12 protein-coding genes are annotated in these 17531 nt (G+C 60.6%); 5 read left to right on the top strand and 7 right to left on the bottom strand.

Annotated elements, in window-relative coordinates; all coding sequences use genetic code 11:
• Nucleotides 1–73 precede the first annotated feature (73 nt).
• Nucleotides 74–1783, top strand: a complete 1710-nt coding sequence (locus BUE15_RS07020) for a M28 family metallopeptidase (RefSeq protein WP_073282498.1) — start codon at nt 74–76, stop codon at nt 1781–1783.
• Nucleotides 1784–1910: 127 nt separating this feature from the next.
• Nucleotides 1911–2756 carry a YwqG family protein gene (locus BUE15_RS07015; RefSeq protein WP_084548881.1) on the top strand — a complete coding sequence of 282 codons (846 nt, stop codon included), beginning with the start codon at nt 1911–1913 and terminating at the stop codon, nt 2754–2756.
• A gap of 73 nt (nt 2757–2829) precedes the next feature.
• Here the strand turns inward: BUE15_RS07015 and BUE15_RS07010 are convergent, their stop codons facing one another.
• The 3 genes from BUE15_RS07010 to BUE15_RS06995 form a co-directional block, all read right to left on the bottom strand.
• Nucleotides 2830–5556, bottom strand: a complete 2727-nt coding sequence (locus BUE15_RS07010) for a polynucleotide kinase-phosphatase (protein WP_084548880.1) — start codon at nt 5554–5556, stop codon at nt 2830–2832.
• Nucleotides 5557–5686: 130 nt separating this feature from the next.
• The gene (locus BUE15_RS07000) at nt 5687–7093 is read right to left on the bottom strand and encodes a 3' terminal RNA ribose 2'-O-methyltransferase Hen1 (protein ID WP_073282494.1); all 1407 of its coding nucleotides are present in this window, start codon (nt 7091–7093) and stop codon (nt 5687–5689) included.
• A 357-nt stretch (nt 7094–7450) separates the two neighbouring features.
• A complete protein-coding gene (locus tag BUE15_RS06995; RefSeq protein WP_084548879.1) occupies nt 7451–9403 on the bottom strand; it encodes an OmpA family protein in 1953 nt (650 codons plus the stop codon).
• A gap of 304 nt (nt 9404–9707) precedes the next feature.
• On the opposite strand from BUE15_RS06995, the gene BUE15_RS06990 reads away from it, so the two are divergent.
• Nucleotides 9708–10268 carry a hypothetical protein gene (locus tag BUE15_RS06990; RefSeq protein ID WP_073282490.1) on the top strand — a complete coding sequence of 187 codons (561 nt, stop codon included), beginning with the start codon at nt 9708–9710 and terminating at the stop codon, nt 10266–10268.
• A gap of 102 nt (nt 10269–10370) precedes the next feature.
• On the opposite strand, the gene BUE15_RS06985 is transcribed toward BUE15_RS06990, so the two are convergent.
• Nucleotides 10371–10886, bottom strand: coding sequence for an NUDIX domain-containing protein (locus tag BUE15_RS06985; protein WP_073282488.1), 516 nt, complete (start codon nt 10884–10886; stop codon nt 10371–10373).
• 377 nt (nt 10887–11263) lie between these two features.
• Between BUE15_RS06985 and BUE15_RS06980 the strand changes: the two genes are divergently transcribed.
• A complete protein-coding gene (locus BUE15_RS06980; RefSeq protein ID WP_073282486.1) occupies nt 11264–12688 on the top strand; it encodes a DEAD/DEAH box helicase in 1425 nt (474 codons plus the stop codon).
• 201 nt (nt 12689–12889) lie between these two features.
• Entirely contained in the window at nt 12890–13360 is a 471-nt protein-coding gene (locus tag BUE15_RS06975) for a hypothetical protein (RefSeq protein WP_073282484.1), read from the top strand.
• Nucleotides 13361–13505: 145 nt separating this feature from the next.
• Here the strand turns inward: BUE15_RS06975 and BUE15_RS21910 are convergent, their stop codons facing one another.
• The 3 genes from BUE15_RS21910 to BUE15_RS06965 all read right to left on the bottom strand — a co-directional run bounded on the left by BUE15_RS21910 (nt 13506) and on the right by BUE15_RS06965 (nt 17198).
• A complete protein-coding gene (locus BUE15_RS21910; protein ID WP_170865206.1) occupies nt 13506–13673 on the bottom strand; it encodes a hypothetical protein in 168 nt (55 codons plus the stop codon).
• A 769-nt stretch (nt 13674–14442) separates the two neighbouring features.
• Nucleotides 14443–15102 (bottom strand): helix-turn-helix domain-containing protein, encoded by a 660-nt coding sequence (locus BUE15_RS22615; protein ID WP_073282483.1) that lies wholly within the window; start codon nt 15100–15102, stop codon nt 14443–14445.
• Nucleotides 15103–15413: 311 nt separating this feature from the next.
• Nucleotides 15414–17198, bottom strand: coding sequence for a L,D-transpeptidase family protein (locus tag BUE15_RS06965; protein ID WP_073282481.1), 1785 nt, complete (start codon nt 17196–17198; stop codon nt 15414–15416).
• Nucleotides 17199–17531 lie beyond the last annotated feature (333 nt).

The following is a 17531-nucleotide window of genomic DNA, read 5'->3' as shown; positions in this document are numbered from 1 at the left end:
TACTATTGGGAAAGTACAGCCCACGCGGCCCAGCCAGCGGCCGGCTATCCGCCAACTCCCCGCCCCCCACGTTATGCCCTTTTCCATTCATTCCGCAGCTCACCTGCTCCCCGTCTCCCTCATGCTCGGCCTGGCCCTGGCCAGCTGCCAATCGAGGTCCGTCGCCACCGAAACGGCCGCCACCGCCGCCCCGGCCGCCGCGACGGATACAACTAAGGCCATCGGGGCGGCCAGCATCAGCCGGTATCTGCGGGCGGTGTCGGCGGATGAGATGCTGGGGCGCAAGCCGTTTACCGAGGGCGAGACGCGCAGCACGCAGTATCTGGCCGACGAGTTTAAGCGCCTCGGCCTGCAGCCCGGCCCGAACGGCACGTACTTCCAGCCGGTGCCGCTGGTAGAAATTACCGGTTCGCCGAGCACTACTCTGCAAATCAAGGGCAAGGGCCAGCCGCTGAACCTGCAGTACAAGACCGATTTCGTGGCCTTCACCCAGCGCGAGCAGGCGCAGGTCAGCGTCACGAATTCGCCGCTGGTGTTTGCCGGCTACGGCGTGGTGGCCCCAGAGTATGGGTGGGACGACTACGCGGGCCTCGACGTGAAAGGGAAAACCGTGGTGGTGCTGGTGAATGACCCCGGCAACGCGGGCCAGGATTCCACCCTGTTCAAGGGCCGGGCCATGACCTACTACGGCCGCTGGACCTACAAATACGAGGAAGCCGCCCGCCACGGCGCCGCCGGCATCCTCATCGTGCACGATACCAAGCCGGCCGCTTATCCGTGGTCGGTGGTGCTGAGCGGGGCCATCAGCCCCAAGCTGCGCCCCCAAACCGCCAATAAAGGCGCCGACAAGTGCGCCCTGGAAGGCTGGCTGACCCTGGACGCGGCCAAAAAGCTGTTCCGGGCCGCCGGCCAGAACTACGAGCAGCTCTACGCCGCGGCCAATACCAAGGGCTTCAAGCCGCGCGCATTGGGCGGGCTGACGCTCACGGGCAGCATCCAGAATAAGCTGCGCCGCCAGACTTCGCGCAACGTGCTGGCCGTGCTGCCCGGCACCACCCGCCCCGGGGAGTACATCATCTACTCGGCCCACTGGGACCATTTCGGCATCGGCAAAGCCATTGCCGGCGACTCCATCTACAACGGAGCCGTGGACGATGGCACCGGCCTGGCCGCCCTGCTCAGCATTGCTGAGGCCTTCCAGCAAGCCAAGCAGAAGCCCCAGCGCAGCATCGTATTTCTGGCCGTAACGGCTGAAGAACAGGGTTTGCTGGGCTCGGCCTACTACGCTCAGCACCCGCCCTTCCCGCTCAACAAAACCGTGGCCGACCTGAACATGGACATGCTCTGGCCCTACGGCCCGATGAAGGACCTCACCGTCATCGGCTACGGCCAGTCGGAGCTGGAGGACTACGCCCACGCGGCGGCCAAGGAGCAGGACCGCTACGTGCTGCCCGACCAGACGCCCGAAACCGGCATGTTCTACCGCTCCGACCACTTCAACTTCGCCCACGTGGGCGTGCCCTCGCTCTACGCTTCGGGTGGCTTCGAGAGCCGCAGCGGCGGCAAGGCCACCATTGCCCAGCAGCGCCAGAACTACACCACCACCATGTACCACAAGCCCGCCGACCAGTTCGACCCCAGCTGGGACCTGACCGGCATTGCCCAGGATGCCCAGCTCTACTTCCGCGTGGGTCAGCGCCTGGCCTCGGAAACCACGTTCCCCAAGTGGCGCGAGGGTTCGGAGTTCAAGGGCGCGCGGGACAAGAGTATGGGCGGGAGGTAGGCCCTTTTCTGTCATCTATATCCACCATCAAACCGCCCTGTTACTCGCTCACGTTGCCTGATTAATTTGCTAGGAGTGTAGTTTTGCCATGCGTGATACTATTTAGTCGTTTAATCTTTCAATCCACATGACCGAATCTGAACTGATTGCAGCTTTACACAATAACCATTTGGCCCATCTGTGGGGTGATTTGCGCTCGATAACCCGATCAACCATCCGATTACATTTGGCTCCCGATACTACAGCCCTTAGTTCGTTGGGCAGTTCCCGTACGGGTGGCGTACCCGACGTGCCGGTTGATTTCGTGTGGCCCACTGAACCCAAAACTGGCCACCCTCTTTCCTTTATTGCCCAAATCAACTTGCAGGAAGTCACCCCATTTGATGAAGATGGGCTTTTACCCTCCGAAGGACTCTTGTATTTCTTCTATTCTGCTGAACAGGAAGCATGGGGCTACGACATCCAGGATGCCGGTATGTTCAGGGTACAGTTCTACAACGGGGATGGTAGCAACCTGCGAAGAGCCTCCTTCCCGGACTCCTTGGCTGATGATGCCCGTTTTACGCCTTGTGCCCTGGTGCCACAGGCCGAAATCAGCATGTGCTTCGACACGCCTATCTTCAACAACCTCAGCGAAGATGAACAGGAAACCATCTTCGAAATTTTCAATGAGGGAGGGCCAACTAACAAAATGCTGGGCTACGCGGACACCATCCAAGGAGAAATGGAGCTGGAATGTGAGCTGGTGACCAACGGCCTGTATTGCGGCGACTCATCCGGCTACCAAGACCCACGCGCCAAAGAGCTGGAACCCAATGCTGCGGATTGGCGCCTGCTGTTGCAGGTTGATAGCAATGAGGAAGAGAACGAAATGATGTGGGGTGATGCCGGACGACTATATTTCTGGATCAAGGAGCAGGATTTGCAAGCCCGAGCTTTTGACAAAAGCTGGGTTATCTTACAATGCTATTAGCATTCCAGCAAAAGGTCTGGATTTACAGGAAATCAGGCCTTTTTGCTGAAGCTTACTGTCCCTTATAGGGTTTCTACAGCCGCGGGTCCACGGCTTCGCTTTCCAGGGCCAGCACGCCGAATACGCACTGGTGCACTTCGCGTAGCGGGGCGCCGGCCACGAACCGCTCCAGGCCTTCCACGCCCAGGGCGAATTCGCGCAGGGCCAGGTTGCGCTTGCTCTTTACGTTTCGCTCGCTCAGGCGCTCCAGGTTGCCGGGCAGCAGGTAGTCGGGGCCGTAGATGATGCGCAGGTACTCGCGGCCGCGGCACTTAAGGGCCGGCTGCACCAGGGTTTTCTGGCCGCTGGGGATGAAGTCGTAGGGCTTCATCACCATGCCTTCGCCGCCGGCCGCGGTGAGGTCCAGCCACCACTGGGTGGCGGCCTCCACGTCGGCAATATCCTGAAGGTGCACCACACGGTAAGGCGTGGCCCGGAGCAGACTTTCATCGGCCAGGCAAACAGCGCGCAACGTTTCCATGTGCCAAGCGTGGTCTTTGTCGAAGTAGGTGCGGCCCTCGGTGGCGAGCAGGTGGAAGGGGGCCAGGCGCAAATCGGCGAGGCTGTCCACGGGCCAGCAGTAGCGGCGGTAAGCTTCGGCGTAGTGCTGAGCGGCACGTTGGCGGGCAGTGGTGCGGGCCAGCAGGGCTTCCACCCCATCGAGGCCGCGGGCGGTGGCCTGGGCGAGGACGGCCACAGCTTTGGGCAGGGCGGCGGTGGCCGCCGCGGCTACGGCGGCGTACTGGTCCTTGATCAGCTGCTGGGCCTTGGCTGACCACGGCAGCAGCTCGGCATCCAGGCATAGCCATTCGGTATTGAACCGTTCCCAGAAGTTGCTGGCCGTGAGGGCGTCTTGGAGGCGGGCGAGGAAGGCGGCTTCCAGGTTCGTGTCGGTGAAGAAGTTGCGGCCGGTGCGGGTGTACACCTTACCCAGCCCCTCGCCCACCACCCCAAAGCGGCGGCGCGCGGCGTCCTCATCCCGGGCCAACACCACTACCACGCGGCTGCCCATGTGCTTTTCCTCACATACCACCCGCTCCAGCCCCTGGCGGCGGAAGTAGTCGAAGGCCTCGGCGGGGTGTTCCAGCATATCGGGCAGCGCCGACGTTTCCGACGGGCTCATGGTGGGCGGCAGATACAGCAGCCACTTGGGGTTGAGGGCAAACCGGCTCATCACCTCCAGCGCTGCCACCGCGTTTTCCTCCCGAATAGTGACGGACGGCAGCAGCCGCGTTTTGATGATCTGCTTGCCCGTCACGTCCCGGATGTCGAGCAGGTCATCGTGCTGCTGCTGGGCGGAGAGGTGGTTTTCAGTGGTTGATTTTTCGTTGTTAGCTTCGGCCAGGCGGCGCAGGTAGTCGAGGGGGCGCACGGGCTCCGAATACACCTGAGCGGCGGGCACCGAAACCAGCTCCCGCTCGGGGTAGCGCAGGGCGGTGAGACGGCCGCCGAATACGCAACCGGTGTCAATGTCGATGGTGTTGTTGAGCCATTCGGCGGCGGGTACGGGCGTGTGGCCGTACACCACCGTGGCCCGGCCGCGGTACTCGGCGGCCCAGTTGTAGCGAACGGGCAGGCCAAACTCGTCGATTTCGCCGGTGGTTTCGCCGAACAGCGCGAAGGCCCGCACGGCGCCCGAGCCGCGGCCCTGCATTTCCTCCCGCATACCGGCGTGGGCCACCACCAGCTTGCCCCCATCGAGGACGTAATGGCTCACCAGCCCATCCAGAAACTGCCGCACCTGGCTCTTGAACGTGTCGGACTCGGCGGCCAGCTGCTGCACCGTTTCGGCGAAGCCGTGCTGCTCGTTTACCTGCTTGCCGCCCAGGTAGCGCAGCAGCTTGATGTCGTGGTTGCCGGGCACGCACAAGGCCAGCCCGTCGCGCACCATGCTCATCACCAGCCGCAACACCTGCGGCGAGGCCGGCCCGCGGTCCACCAGGTCGCCGAGGAAGAGCACACGGCGCGGCGGCTGTAGAGACGCAATATCTTGCGTCTCGTGGTTGCTGAGGTTGGTTGCATTGTCGGCCGTTTCCACATCGTTCAACGGCGAGACGCAAGATGTTACGTCTCTACGGCGCGTTACACGCACGCCCAGGTCGCGCGCGTCCGCTACGGCCTGTTCCTTCACTGCGTAGCCCAGCTCCGTGAGCAGCTGCACCAACTCGTGGTAGCAGCCGTGCACGTCGCCGATGATGTCGAAGGGGCCGGAATCCTGCTTGCGGTTGCTGTAGAGCGGGTCGCGCTGAATGGTTTGCACGGCGTCCACTTCCTCGGGGCCGCGCAGGTGGTAGATGTGGCGGAAACCTTCCTGCTTGAGTGTTTTGAGGCTGCGGCGCAGCTGCTGGCGCTGCTGGGGCACCACGTGGCGGCCCAGGTGCTGCCGCTCGGCGCGCTGGCGGTTGCGGTCCTCGGCCAGGCGGTCGGGCACGTCGAGGATGATGGCCGTGGGCAGCACGTGGTAGTCGCGGGCCAGCTGCACGAGGGTTTTGCGGGCTTCGGGCTGCACGTTGGTGGCGTCCACCACCGTCAGCAGGCCGCGCTTCAGGCGCAGCCCCACCAGGTAGTGCAGCAGGGCAAACGCATCAGTGGTAGCGGCCTGATCATTCTCATCATCGGCCACCAGCGCCCGACACTGGTCCGACGACACAATTTCGGTGGCCTGAAACAGCCGCCGCGCAAACGTGGATTTGCCGGCCCCCGAAGTACCGATTAGCAGTACAAGGGAAAGTTCGGGAAGCTTGAGCGTATCTTGAGGCATAAGGAAAGGAACTATGTAGCCAGAGTAGCTAACTATCTGCGCTGAACAGACTTTGCGCGCCTCGCTAACTCACTAAGGCGCCACTGGATAAATCAACTACAACCGGTGCGACACGCAGTGCGAAAGCCGGTTAGCGCTCAAACACGGCCAACTGCGAGGGGGCGCCTACTTCGGCGGCTTCCGGCCCCAGCGGCTCCAGGCGCACCCGGTAGCCGTGGCGCCCGGCCACGCCTTCGGCCCACGCCGCAAACTGCGCCCGTGTCCACTCGAAGCGGTGGTCGGAGTGGCGGAAGTCACCGGCCGAGAGGGTTTCGTAGCGCTGGTTGTAGTCGGCGTTGGGCGTCGTGACCAGCACCGCGCCGGGCTGGGCGCGGGCAAACACCACCTGCTCGAAGGCCGCTAACCGGTTTTCATCCAGATGTTCAATGACTTCGACCACCGCAGCCGCGTCGTAACCGGCCAGCCGAGCGTCGTGGTAGAGTACCGAGCCCTGCGCCAGGGTCAGCCGTTCACGCTGGCGCGGGGGCATTTCTGCGAGGTGCAGCCGCTGCCCGGCCCGCTCCAGCTCCCGCCACGAAACATCCAGCGCCAGCACATGCTCCACCTGCGGATTCTGCAGTAGCCGGCGCACCAGCTTGCCTTCCCCGCAGCCCAAATCCAGCACCCGCTTTGCTCCCAGCTGCCGGACTACCTCGGCCACACGGTCCAGGCGCTGGTCGTGCAGCTTTTGGCCGGCCGCGGGCAGCTGCAGATCGTTGGGGGCCAGCGCGGCGGCTTCGGCGGCCGGAGCTTCCTCCTGCGCTTCGGGCTCCGAGGCCAGCAGCCGCGCCAGCGTAGGGTTCACATACTCGGCAAAGCGCAGGTAGCGGCGGGTGATGAATTCCCGCTCGGGGTGGCGCGGCAGCCACTCGCCGCCGCGCAGCAGCAGCTTGTCGGCCTCAGCCGGCCCGATGTAGTAGTGCTTGTTGTTGTCGAGTACCGGCACCAGCACATAGAGGTGTGCAAGCAAATCGCGCAGGCGCAGGCCCGAGTGGCGCAGCCGCAGCGTGTAGTAGGGGCTGTTGCCCCACTCCGGCCGACTGGGGTCGAGCGGGTGGGCCTCAGTTTCGATTTCGTAGCCAAGAGGCGCAAACAGGCGGTGCAGCTGAGCAGAGTCCGCGGCCGGCACTACGGCCACGGTAGCTTCCAGCGGCAACAGCGCGTCGGGCAGGTCGGGGCGGTCCTGGCAGGTGCCGTTCATGGCCGTGTTGAAGGCTTTGGCCAGGGCCGTGCTCAGGAAGGACGATGCCACGTAAGGCCGGTCGTTCACGTACTGGGCCAGCGCGAAATTCTCGGCCCCCTTCTGACTTCGTACCAGCCCTATCGGGTCAATGTCGAGCAGCAGGGCCACGGTGCAGCGTGCGGCCGTAGCTTCGGGATAAAAGATGTGCGCCTGCCCGGCGGTAAGCTCCAGCGTTTGCAGGCGGGCCGGATTTTTATGCAGCAGGTAGCCCAGGTCGGTGGCGGGCTGGTGAGTGGTGGTGATAGTGAGTAACATCAGCTACGGATAGAATGCTAACAGCAAGTGCCTGTGTATCAGCGGCGGCAGGGCAACCAGTCAGTCGATAAGCTCCTGAACGCGGGAAAATTCGGGAGCCCAAGGCCAGTAAGTTATGATTTCTCTGCCCTAACTGAGGGCAATAAACAGGATGGTTTACTAGTCGCCCACTTCTAAGCCCGTTTACCAGCACTTGTACTAACGAAGTATAGCAAGCACTCTATCAAACTAGCTCCGCCCGAAGTTCACTTGCCTGTGTCTGCGCGTTTCGGATAAGCGCGGCTGAAGCTTGCCCCGGTAGGCTCTGGTGGCGCTGCCGGAGGCTTTTCGGGGGTGGGCTACGGGCTGCGCGGACCTTCATTTCGTGCCTGTCACCCGGACCTCCACGCGGCGGTTGAGTTTCCGGGTGGCTTCGCGGGCATTGCTGGCACGGGGCTCGGCGCCGCCCAGCCCGATGCCGGTAATGCGGCGGGGGGAAATTCCGAGGCCGACCAGGTAGATTCTGACGGCCGCCACCCGCTGCTCGCTCAGGGCCAGGTTCTTTTGCGGGTCGCCCACGTTGTCGGTGTGGCCGCGCAGCTGAATGGTGAGGCCGGGATTCTGCTTCAGCATGGCCAGCAGTTCGTCCAGCGCCGGATAGGACGTTACCAGCAGCCGGGTGGTGCCCTGCTCAAACTGCACATCGTTCAGGTGCAGCATAGTACCCACGGTGAGCGGCTGCACCAGAATATCCTGCACATACGGGCCGCTGCCGCCACCGTACACGCTGTCGGTTGGCAGGTAGCCCGGCTGCTGCACGCGCACCCGAACAGGGCGGTTTGTTTCAGCAGGAAAGGTGAAGGAGCCGTCGGGGGCAAGCGGCAGAAGCTGCGGCCCCGCCCCTACTTGCAGCTGCGCTTTGGGCAGGGGCTGCAGCGTAGCGGCATCGAGCACCCGCCCCCGCCAGACAGTAGCCAGCGCGGCCGGGGCAGCCGGGCCTGAGGGCGCACGAAACAGGTTACAGCCCGCCAGATCCGTATACACGCCGCGCCGGACGAAATGGGTTTGCCCGCTCGCCATATCCACCCAGTACAGCGCCTTCGGGCCGGCCAGATACAGGCGCCGCCGGCCGGCTGCATCGTAGTGGAACAGCAGGTCGCTGTAGCCGCCGCGCTCCGGCAGGCCGGCAAGCGGGAGTAGTTGCGGAGCAGGCTTGCGGCTTTTCAGGTCAATTTTTATCAGTGAGCCGTCGGTGCTGTAGACCTGGTAGAGGGTGCCGGCGGTATCGAGGCAGAAATTGCCGTGTGAGCCGGCTCCATCAAGCGCAATAGCTGCGTAGTACGCCGCCTGCCGCACCGGGTCAGTGCTCCACACAAGCTGCACGGCCCCATCTGCGGGGTTTACCCTGACCAGCTTGCTGGCATCGGAGGTGCTGAAAAACAGGCGTCCCCGCTCGTCGGTAGCCGCTGCTATCCAGACGGTTGCCGGCCCCTGTGCCGGCAGCTGCCAGGAAGTATAGCGGCCAGTGCGCGTGGCCGGGTCGTAGCGGTACACGTATTCGGGCGCGTTGGTGGGGGCTTTGGTTACCGAATACAGGCAGTTGTCGAAGCCTTTGGTGAGGGCATAGGACTGGAAAGGCAGCACCTGCCGGTGAATGCGGGGCGGCCGGCTGGGGTCAGCCACAGAAAACTCGTGAATCGTGCGGCAGTCGTCTTCCCACAGGTCGTTGCGGTAGCGCAGGGCCGCAATACCGTACATCTTGTCGTCGCAGAGCTGCTGCGGGGCTCGGGTGCGCGGGGCCGCTACGTCGGCGTTGGGGAAAGCAAACGATTCTAGCAGCTGCCGGGCCTGCAGCCACTGGGTTTCCGGGCCGCCCGCCGCCCGGTACTCCAGCTGATACTCGGAGCCGCCGCGCCAGAGCCGGCGCCCGAGCACACGGATACGGGCACCGGGCAGCGCGGAATCGGCGGCATAGGTGTAGTCGTAGCGTAGCTGCTGGTAGCTGCCGGCGGCCTGCTCCGCCACCTGCAGCACCTGCGCCTGCGGGAGTTGCCGGATGCTGTGCCAAAGCGTGTCCTGCCGGGTGCGGGTGGGCAGGCGGCTGAGCGTATCGGGCAGCACAACGATGGTCAGGGCCGGCGGGGCGGACGCTGGCCCGGTTGCGCCGGGGGTTAGGATCAGCTGCCGGCCGGTTTGCTGCAGCTGCCACCCCGGCGGATACGCAAACCGGAAGCGGCCCTGTGCATCGGTGTACAGGTGGAGTCCGGCGGACGGCTGTGCGCACAGCTTCAGCCAGCATACCGCCAAGACCAGCGTCAGCAAAACCCTCATACGCAGCGGAAGCAGACCAGAAATTGTCCTTGAAAAGTAACCAAACTTACGCCATTATCGGCACCAGACAGCGGGTTGGCTCCCTACCCGGCCCGGCGGCCCCGACTACTCATGCCCCGGCCGCCCCGCGTCCTTGCTGCCGTCGGCCCTCATGGCTGCTATCCGGCAACAGCCTGCCGGCCCGCGGTGCGGGCGTTGGGAGAGTTGCTGAGTTTTTGGACGAAACCTAGCGAAATGGCCTTTATCCGTGTGTACCTTTGCATACCGAAAACCGGACGGCCGGCTTTTATCTGTTTCTGCCCCTATGAAGAAAGCTTTTCTCCTCGCTACCCTGCTGCTCTGCACGCTGCTGGCCTCGGCTCAGTACATGCCCGGCACTCCCCGCAAAAAGTATCTGCGTCCTAAAAAGGACGAGGAATGCCAGCACGTGCTGAACGTAACCAAAAACACCGACGAAGATGCCGAAGTAGATGCCTGCGTGACGCGGGTAGCCTACCGGCCCTATGCCGAGCTGCTCACGGAAATTGATGTGCTGCGCAAAATGAATTCCTGGGCCGATACCACGTACCAGCGGCGCCTAGGCCAGCTGCCGGCCGGCGGCCAGCTCACCGTAACGATGTATCGCCGGGGTGGCGCCAACGCCGACCCGTCTTATCTGAGCGTAGTGGCCAAAGACAAAGAAGGCAAAGAAGTTTTCAACGTGCCGGCACTAGAAGGAGGCCAGGGCCGCTTCTGGAACCGAGACCTGTATGTGAGCAAACGCACTATCCCATTTGTTAAAACAGAAGCTCCGCAGGACCTTTCACTGCTAATCAACGACATTAAGACGAAACAGACCTTTGAGTACATTGTGAAAGCACAGTAGACTAAAAAACAGACATGTACATAGAAAGGGCCTCACCAAATAGTGAGGCCCTTTCTATGTACATCCATTTGTTAAAACACTTATAACGCTGATTTACCGTTTTTACTTTTGGTTCAACTGCGCCCACTGCACCGCCAGAATGGTTTTGGCATCTTCGAACTCATATTGCTGCAGTTGGGTGCGGCTCATCGGCACCAGCTCAATCTTCTCGTGCTCTTCAGCCAGCCCGCCACCCTGGCCCGACTGGTGGCTCACCTCTGCAAAAAACACAGTAATGATTTCGGCGCTTGTGCCCGGTGAAGGATAGATGCGGGCAATCTGCTCCAGTTGGTCGATGTCGTAGCCGAGTTCCTCCTGCACCTCGCGCCGGATAGCCGCTTCGGGTGCCTCGTCTCCGTCTATCATGCCGGCGGGCAGCTCCACCATCTGGCTTTCCGGCCCTATCCGGTACTGGCGGGTCAGCAGGTACTGCTGCTGCTGTGTGTCCCAGACCAGCGCCGCTACGGCCCTTCCTGGCTCAAACCGCTCCCGCTTCAGTTGGTCGTCGCCGTCCTGCAGCGTAAGCACCCGGAGCTTAAAATGGCCGTCGTAGGCAGTCTTGCGGTCAGTTATTTTCATAGTGTGTGGCAGAAAGCGAAGTTATTTTTCGGGAAAGTAAACGGAAAACGCTTGAACGGGGGTTATACCCAGACAGCCACCGGCCGCCGGCCGGCACAGAAGCAGGCTTCCGCTTCTTATATTCTGCTGTCAGCCACTCCTTTGCCTGAATAAAACTGGCGCATTATTCAGGATGCAGCATACTTGATTTATTCGCCTTTGGCAATGTAGAGCTGCTTTTTCACCCGGTTGCCAGCCCGGTCCGGGGCGGCTTTGCGGCCTTGCCTGAGGCCGAAATCTGTATATCGGCGCAAAACCAACGACCTTTGCAGCCTCAACCGTATGCACAGCTAGTTGTGCCGCCCAGCCGGGCGGCCTTGTTTTTTCATTTCCCTTTGATGCTCTTCGACGACCTTAACCTTATTGAGCCCATCCTGCGTGCCCTGCACGAAGAAGGCTACACCACGCCCACTCCTATCCAGCAACAGGCTATTCCGCACGTGCTGGAAGGCCACGACCTGCTGGGCGTAGCACAGACCGGAACCGGCAAGACGGCCGCTTTCACCGTCCCTATTCTGCAGATTCTGCACCAGACCGCGCAGGTAGAGCGCCACGCGCCGGGCCGCATCCGCTGCCTCGTGCTTACGCCCACCCGCGAGCTAGCCATTCAGATTGGCGAAAGTTTCAAAGCCTACGGCCGGCATCTGCCTAAGCTGCGCTCCACCGTCATTTTCGGGGGCGTAAGCCAGCACAGCCAGGTGCAGCTGCTTAAGCGCGGCGTGGAAGTGCTGATTGCCACGCCCGGCCGCCTGCTCGACCTGATGGGCCAGGGCTTTATTGACCTGCGCCACATTGAAGTATTTGTGCTGGACGAAGCTGACCGGATGCTCGACATGGGCTTCATCCACGACATCAAGCGGATTCTGCCCAAGCTGCCTACCTCCCGGCAGACGCTGTTTTTCTCGGCCACCATGCCCGGCCAGATTCAGGAGCTGGCGGCCAGCATCCTGAAGCCCAACCCGGTGAAAGTGGCCGTAACGCCGGTATCGAGCACCGCTGATACCGTGACGCAGGCCGTGTATCTGGTAGATAAAGGCGACAAGCCCGCCCTGCTCGAACACCTGCTGCAGGATATGAGCATCCGCCGCGTGCTGGTGTTTACGCGCACCAAGCACGGCGCCGATAAAGTGGTAAAGGCGCTGGCCAAGGTGAACATTCCGGCCGAAGCCATTCACGGCAATAAGTCGCAGAACCACCGCCAGCGCGCCCTGAGCAACTTCAAGGCCGGCAGCACACGGGTACTGGTGGCCACGGATATTGCGGCTCGTGGTATTGATGTTGACGAGCTAACCCACGTCATCAACTACGAGGTACCCAATGAGCCCGAAACGTATGTGCACCGCATCGGGCGCACAGGCCGGGCCGGGGCTTTCGGTACGGCTTTCACGTTTGTGGAAGACGAGGAGCGCGCCTACCTGCAGGATATTCAGAAGCTGATTCGCCGTCAGATTGACGTGGTGGAGGACCACCCGTATGCCACGGACCAGGTTGCTCCTGTGCTGCTGCACGGTGGCGCCCCTATCAAGCGGCCGAAAGGCCCGGCCGGCCGGCCAGCGCGCCCAGGCCGCGAAGGAAACGGCTCTTCCTCCCGTGCACCGCGTCCCGGCCAGGCCAGCGGAGCCCAGCGCGGCGGCCAGGAGCGCAGCCACAGCAGTGCCCGTCCTGCCGCCGGTTCGTCGGCGCGCCCGGCGGGTGAGCGGTCGGCTGGCGGAGGCCAGAACCGGCGGTTCCGGGGTGGCAACGGCGGCGGACGCACGCAGTAACGTCTTAGGATAGCCCCTCTGATGGGGCTTTTCAACTTGGAGGCCCTGGCTACTTGCCAGGGCCTTTTTTGGTTGCTTACCAAGCGCGGCCTGCAAAGCCAGCGCCTGGCTGGGGCCAGGAAAATCCAAACAAAATGCAGGCTTGAAGGCTTTTATAGCTGGTGGCGCCGTTGCCACCGCCGCGCATTCTTTCTCTGTCTCATGGCTCAACGTACCCTCGCCGTCATTCAGGCGCTTCGCGAAACAGCTCAGCGCCTGTCCACCCAGGCTCCCTACCAATGGGGCCACATGGGCAGCTGCAATTGCGGCCACCTGGCGCAAACTGTTACCCGGCTCACGAAAGCCGAGATACATACCCGCGCCATGCAGCGCTACGGCGACTGGGAGCGGCAGCTTATCGACTATTGCCCCACCAGCGGCCTTCCCATCGACCAGACTATTGATGAGATGCTGGCCGCTGGCTTTACGCGGGCCAGTCTGACGCACCTAGAGCGTCTCTCCGACCCGGCGATTCTGGCGGCCATTCCCTTCGAACGCCGAAACACCCTCCGCCACAACCAGCGCGACGATGTGGTGCTGTACCTGCGCACCTGGGCCGATCTGCTGGAACAGCCCTTGCTGGCGGACATTCAGTTGCCGGATCTGCTGCTCCCCCATAGCGTGCCGGCCTAAGCCACTCACCAACTGCCACTCGCGGGGTGGTTCAAAACCTGAAGCCCCATCCGACACAGGTCAGATGGGGCTTTCTGTATTGTTCTACACTAGAAGTGGCCTAGCAGCGCCAGCACAGCGCTAAAGCCAGCGAGTCGGGCGGCTGCTAGTTGACGTTGCTGCGTTGAGCTTCGCGGTAGCCCTCAGGACGGTGGCTACGCTTGTATTCGGCATCGGCGTTCGGATCTTTCTCAGCGTCGGGAGCCTGTGAGCAGGAAGTCAGAAACAGTGGAGCGCTGGCAGCAAGCAGGAAGAGCAGACGGAATTTTTTCATAGCCCAAAGGTAAGCAGCACCCCTAAAAACGCAAAGCTTCCGAAAGATTGGATTTCCCGGCTCAATCTGTGCAGGCCATTCCTACGTAGACTATAGAAGATTCCAGTACTTACATAAGTAAACAGAAAAGTAATGCCACTCGTTGTACTCTGCAGACACTGAATGCAGCAACGGAATTGCTCAGGTATGGCGGGCTGTTAATCTACCAGAAAGTGTTGCCTAGGTGAGCGAGGGGGCAATGCACTAACATATAGCTTGGTCTGATTTCCAGCCGCTGTAACGCACAAATAAATTGGTTACATATTTTAGCATCGCCAACATCATTAGCCGACTTAGCAGCCAAGAAACTTAGACGTTTCTACGCGTTAGCTGCTGTCAAGCTCTTTAGTAAGCAGTCTGCTTCCGCAAGCTATTAGCGCCTAATGATAGACATCGACTAATTCAGCACATTACCGCTGCCCACAGGGACCAAAATACCATAAACCAACACTTCAAAATAATTATCCATATAGTTCAAATACAGTGCTTTATACTCTTGTTAATTTCATTAAATCACGCCAGTTCTAAGGACTATGACAAATTGTATTACTGCCAATAATTATGCTCCTATTCTCTAGGTGTAAAGCACCCATATTGGATGCCTTACACCTCCATTTAGCAAGTCATATATGAGGTACTGACAAATTGCACTGGGTCTTATGGCTCTGTCAGCAGCCAGCATATAACTGCACGTGACGCCACAACCTAAATCCATCCACTAAACAGCCTTCTAGCGCTCAGGTTGGAAGTCACTAAAAGTTCCGTCCTGATAGAAGATGACGATGCGACGGATAGGCTTTTCTGCAACTGCCAAGGCTGGTAATACTGGCACAGCAGCCGGCCTTTCAACGGCCACCTGAGCGGTTGGCTCAGGGCCAGGGAATCCGGGCGCCGCAAGCGTGGCGCTGGCAGCGGATTGTGGGGGTGCCGCGGCTACCTGCCGAGCCGCTACAGGCGGTGTAGCAGTTGTTTGAACGGGCGCCGCACTGGCAGGGGTAGGCACAGCAGCAGGAGCCACGCTGCTAGCAAGGGCAAATCTGCCGTCTGCAGCCGCTAAAGGCGCTATTTGGTCCTGGGTATCGAAGGCAAGGTCTTGCTGCGCCTGAGGAGGCTCTTTTGGCCCTTTTACGAATACTTTCTTCGGTGGTGCAGCCGCATGTACTGTCTCAGCCAAGCTGGGTAGTGCTGACATAGGGCCAGCCCCGGTCAAAAGCCAGGGCATTGCCAGGTCTGGGAAGGCTGCAATGATTTTCTGCACCACTTCGAGGCTGGGCTTGTTGCGCCCACTCAGAATATGGCTCACGATGGGCCGGGCAATACCGATTACATCCGCAAACTGCGTTGGAGTAAGCTGCTTTGCCTCCAGAAGTTCTCTTATTCTATCTACCACGACGCACTGTACTTTGTATGATTACAAATGTACAGGTAATATTCTCGCACCTGCCCTCTCTCAACGTCACATACATTTGTATCTTCTATTTACATTTAGAATCAAGCTCTGCATTCCGACATTCTACGCTGTTTACATATCTAACACAGATGTAAACAGCAGGGCGCTCTATACAATCTTCCTTTTCCTTTCAATGATTTAGAAGCTCAGGTAGTAGCTATAAAAAACCCTGCCTTCTCAAGTAGTGAGAAGCCAGGGTCGCAGGCCGCAACTTAGCAGCGCAGCAGATGGCTGCCACTGCTAAGGAAACTCTAGTTGAAATACTCTTTGGCTAGGGACTTATCGTGGCCGTAGATATCATCTCGGAAATGTACGTTGCCGCTCTGGTCAACCCATGCCGTGAAGTACACCAGATACACGGGCAAATGCTCCTTCAGGCTGACGTACTTCTCTTCGCCGGCAGCTATGGTTTCTTCGATCTTGGCCATGTCCCAGCCGGGCTTATTGCGCAGCAGGTACTCCGCCAGTTTCAGTGGCTCCTCCACCCGTACGCAGCCGTGGCTGAAGCCGCGCTTGGCCTGGCTGAACAGTTGGTCGTTGGGCGTGTCGTGCAGATAGACGTCGTTGGAGTTGGGGAAGATGAACTTCACATCCCCGAGGTCGTTCTTGGGACCGGGCCGACGGCGCAGCGTGTACTTCCAGGTAGCAGGAGTCAGGGAGGCCCAGTTGATGCTGCCCGGGTCTACGGGGGTAGCCTTGCTGCCGGAGCCTTTCACCACTTCCATATCCAGCCGGTCGAGCGTGCCGTGCGGATCGGCGGCCAGCTTCGGGCGCAGTTCCTTATCGATAATGCTGAACGGCACGTTCCAGTAAGGGGCCAGTACCACGTACTCCATCTTGTCGCTGAAGACCGGCGTAGCGTTCAGGGCCTTGCCTACAATGACGCGCATATCGAAAACCTCCTTGTTGTTTTCGATCATGTGCAGCTTGTAATCCGGAATATTCACCAGCAGATAATTGGGCTCGAACCGCTTCGGAATCCAGCGCCACCGCTCCATGTTCAGGATCAGCTGATCGATGCGCTGCGCGACAGGAATGTTGAGCAGGCGTAGCGTTTCGCCCCCTACTACGCCGTCGGGCTTGAGCCCGTTCTGGGTTTGAAATTCCTTTACGGCCTGCACCAGTTCTTCATCATATTTCTCGCCGGTAGCCGCTGCCGGTGCCGTGCCCGCCACGCTGGTATTGGACACCGTACGGGCCGGGGTAACTCCGGCTGCGGTAGCAGCAGCAGGCTCTGGGGCGGGCGCCTTCGTGCCCAGCAGACGCTGGCGGAGCACGGCAACCGCCGGCGCAGTCTGGCCCGGCTTGAGCTTGGTAGTGGCCGGAATGGTCGGCCAGCCGCCGTTACGCTGCAGAGTACGGTATTCGGCCAGCGCCTTTTTCAGCTGATCATATTCGGTGTGCAGAGGCTCGAACTCGTAATAAGGATACGTGCTTTCCCGCTCCTTAAGAATAGTCATCAGCGCCTTATGCAGCTTGATTTTGTTGCGCTTTACCTGCCAGTCAATCGTCTTGACGGCGCGCGGGTCTACGGTGCCCCGGTAGAAATCGGAAGCCCAGTTGAAGTAGGTACCCGATAGGGCCACGTCTATTTCCTTCTCCAGTGCATTGCGCTTAACGGAGTCAGACTGAGCCGCTTCCAGATCAGCAAAGAGCTTGTCGAAGTCCTTGGTTTTGTATTCTTTAGGGTCAAGGCCCTCGTCGGCGGCTTTGGTAATGACGCCCAGCATGGTCCGGGCCTGCGGCACAAGCTCGTGGTTGCGAAACCAGCCAAGGCGGAAGTTTCGCTCCCGGTAGAACTTCTTGCCCCACTCAATCTGATCTTTAAACTTGGGCTCGGCGCTCATGTACTGAACAATGTACACGCTGTCGAGGGTAGGCTGAGGGCCACCGGCTTTGGCCGGGCCGCCAGGCAGGGCTTCCTTGATTTTCTCTTTCTGCTCCTGGCTGCACGATGAGGCAGAGGCCAGCATCGTGAGGCTCAGAAGCCAGAACAGCAGAGTAGTCAGGAAGGCCGGACGAAATGGTGAATTCATGCAGGTAGGTAAGAGAGACTAAAACAACGAGTAGCGGGCCTTCCCTGCCAGGCCGAAACCTGCGGGAAGCCAACTTCGCGTTTTACTGCGTTCGGGGCCTATTAGTTGCCCACGGTGCAGCTTAGCACTCTGCCTGCAAGATAGTGGTTTTGCTCGTAGACCACCCTATAGCGCGGCTGTTGCGAAGCGTTAAGTAGGGAAGTATTGTCAGCCGTGCAGTAGCTTACAGAAGGCGCGGCATGGCCCGCTTCCAGCACGGCGGCCACGCCGTGCGCCAAGTCGCGCGGGCAGTTTTGGCTATCTTTGCCCGTGATTTGCCGCCGCAGCCAGCCG

The sequence above is a fragment of the Hymenobacter psychrotolerans DSM 18569 genome (assembly GCF_900142395.1).
Taxonomy (GTDB): Bacteria; Bacteroidota; Bacteroidia; order Cytophagales; family Hymenobacteraceae; genus Hymenobacter; species Hymenobacter psychrotolerans.
This window is presented reverse-complemented; position numbering and strand designations above follow the sequence as displayed.

Coding starts and splice junctions, on each gene's coding strand:
- BUE15_RS07010 (WP_084548880.1), bottom strand. CDS start 5,556: ATGCCTCAAGATACGCTCAAGCTTCCCGAACTTTCCCTTGTACTGCTA.
- BUE15_RS06965 (WP_073282481.1), bottom strand. CDS start 17,198: ATGAATTCACCATTTCGTCCGGCCTTCCTGACTACTCTGCTGTTCTGG.
- BUE15_RS06985 (WP_073282488.1), bottom strand. CDS start 10,886: ATGAAAATAACTGACCGCAAGACTGCCTACGACGGCCATTTTAAGCTC.
- BUE15_RS21910 (WP_170865206.1), bottom strand. CDS start 13,673: ATGAAAAAATTCCGTCTGCTCTTCCTGCTTGCTGCCAGCGCTCCACTG.
- BUE15_RS06990 (WP_073282490.1), top strand. CDS start 9,708: ATGAAGAAAGCTTTTCTCCTCGCTACCCTGCTGCTCTGCACGCTGCTG.
- BUE15_RS07020 (WP_073282498.1), top strand. CDS start 74: ATGCCCTTTTCCATTCATTCCGCAGCTCACCTGCTCCCCGTCTCCCTC.
- BUE15_RS06980 (WP_073282486.1), top strand. CDS start 11,264: ATGCTCTTCGACGACCTTAACCTTATTGAGCCCATCCTGCGTGCCCTG.
- BUE15_RS06975 (WP_073282484.1), top strand. CDS start 12,890: ATGGCTCAACGTACCCTCGCCGTCATTCAGGCGCTTCGCGAAACAGCT.
- BUE15_RS07000 (WP_073282494.1), bottom strand. CDS start 7,093: ATGTTACTCACTATCACCACCACTCACCAGCCCGCCACCGACCTGGGC.
- BUE15_RS07015 (WP_084548881.1), top strand. CDS start 1,911: ATGACCGAATCTGAACTGATTGCAGCTTTACACAATAACCATTTGGCC.
- BUE15_RS06995 (WP_084548879.1), bottom strand. CDS start 9,403: ATGAGGGTTTTGCTGACGCTGGTCTTGGCGGTATGCTGGCTGAAGCTG.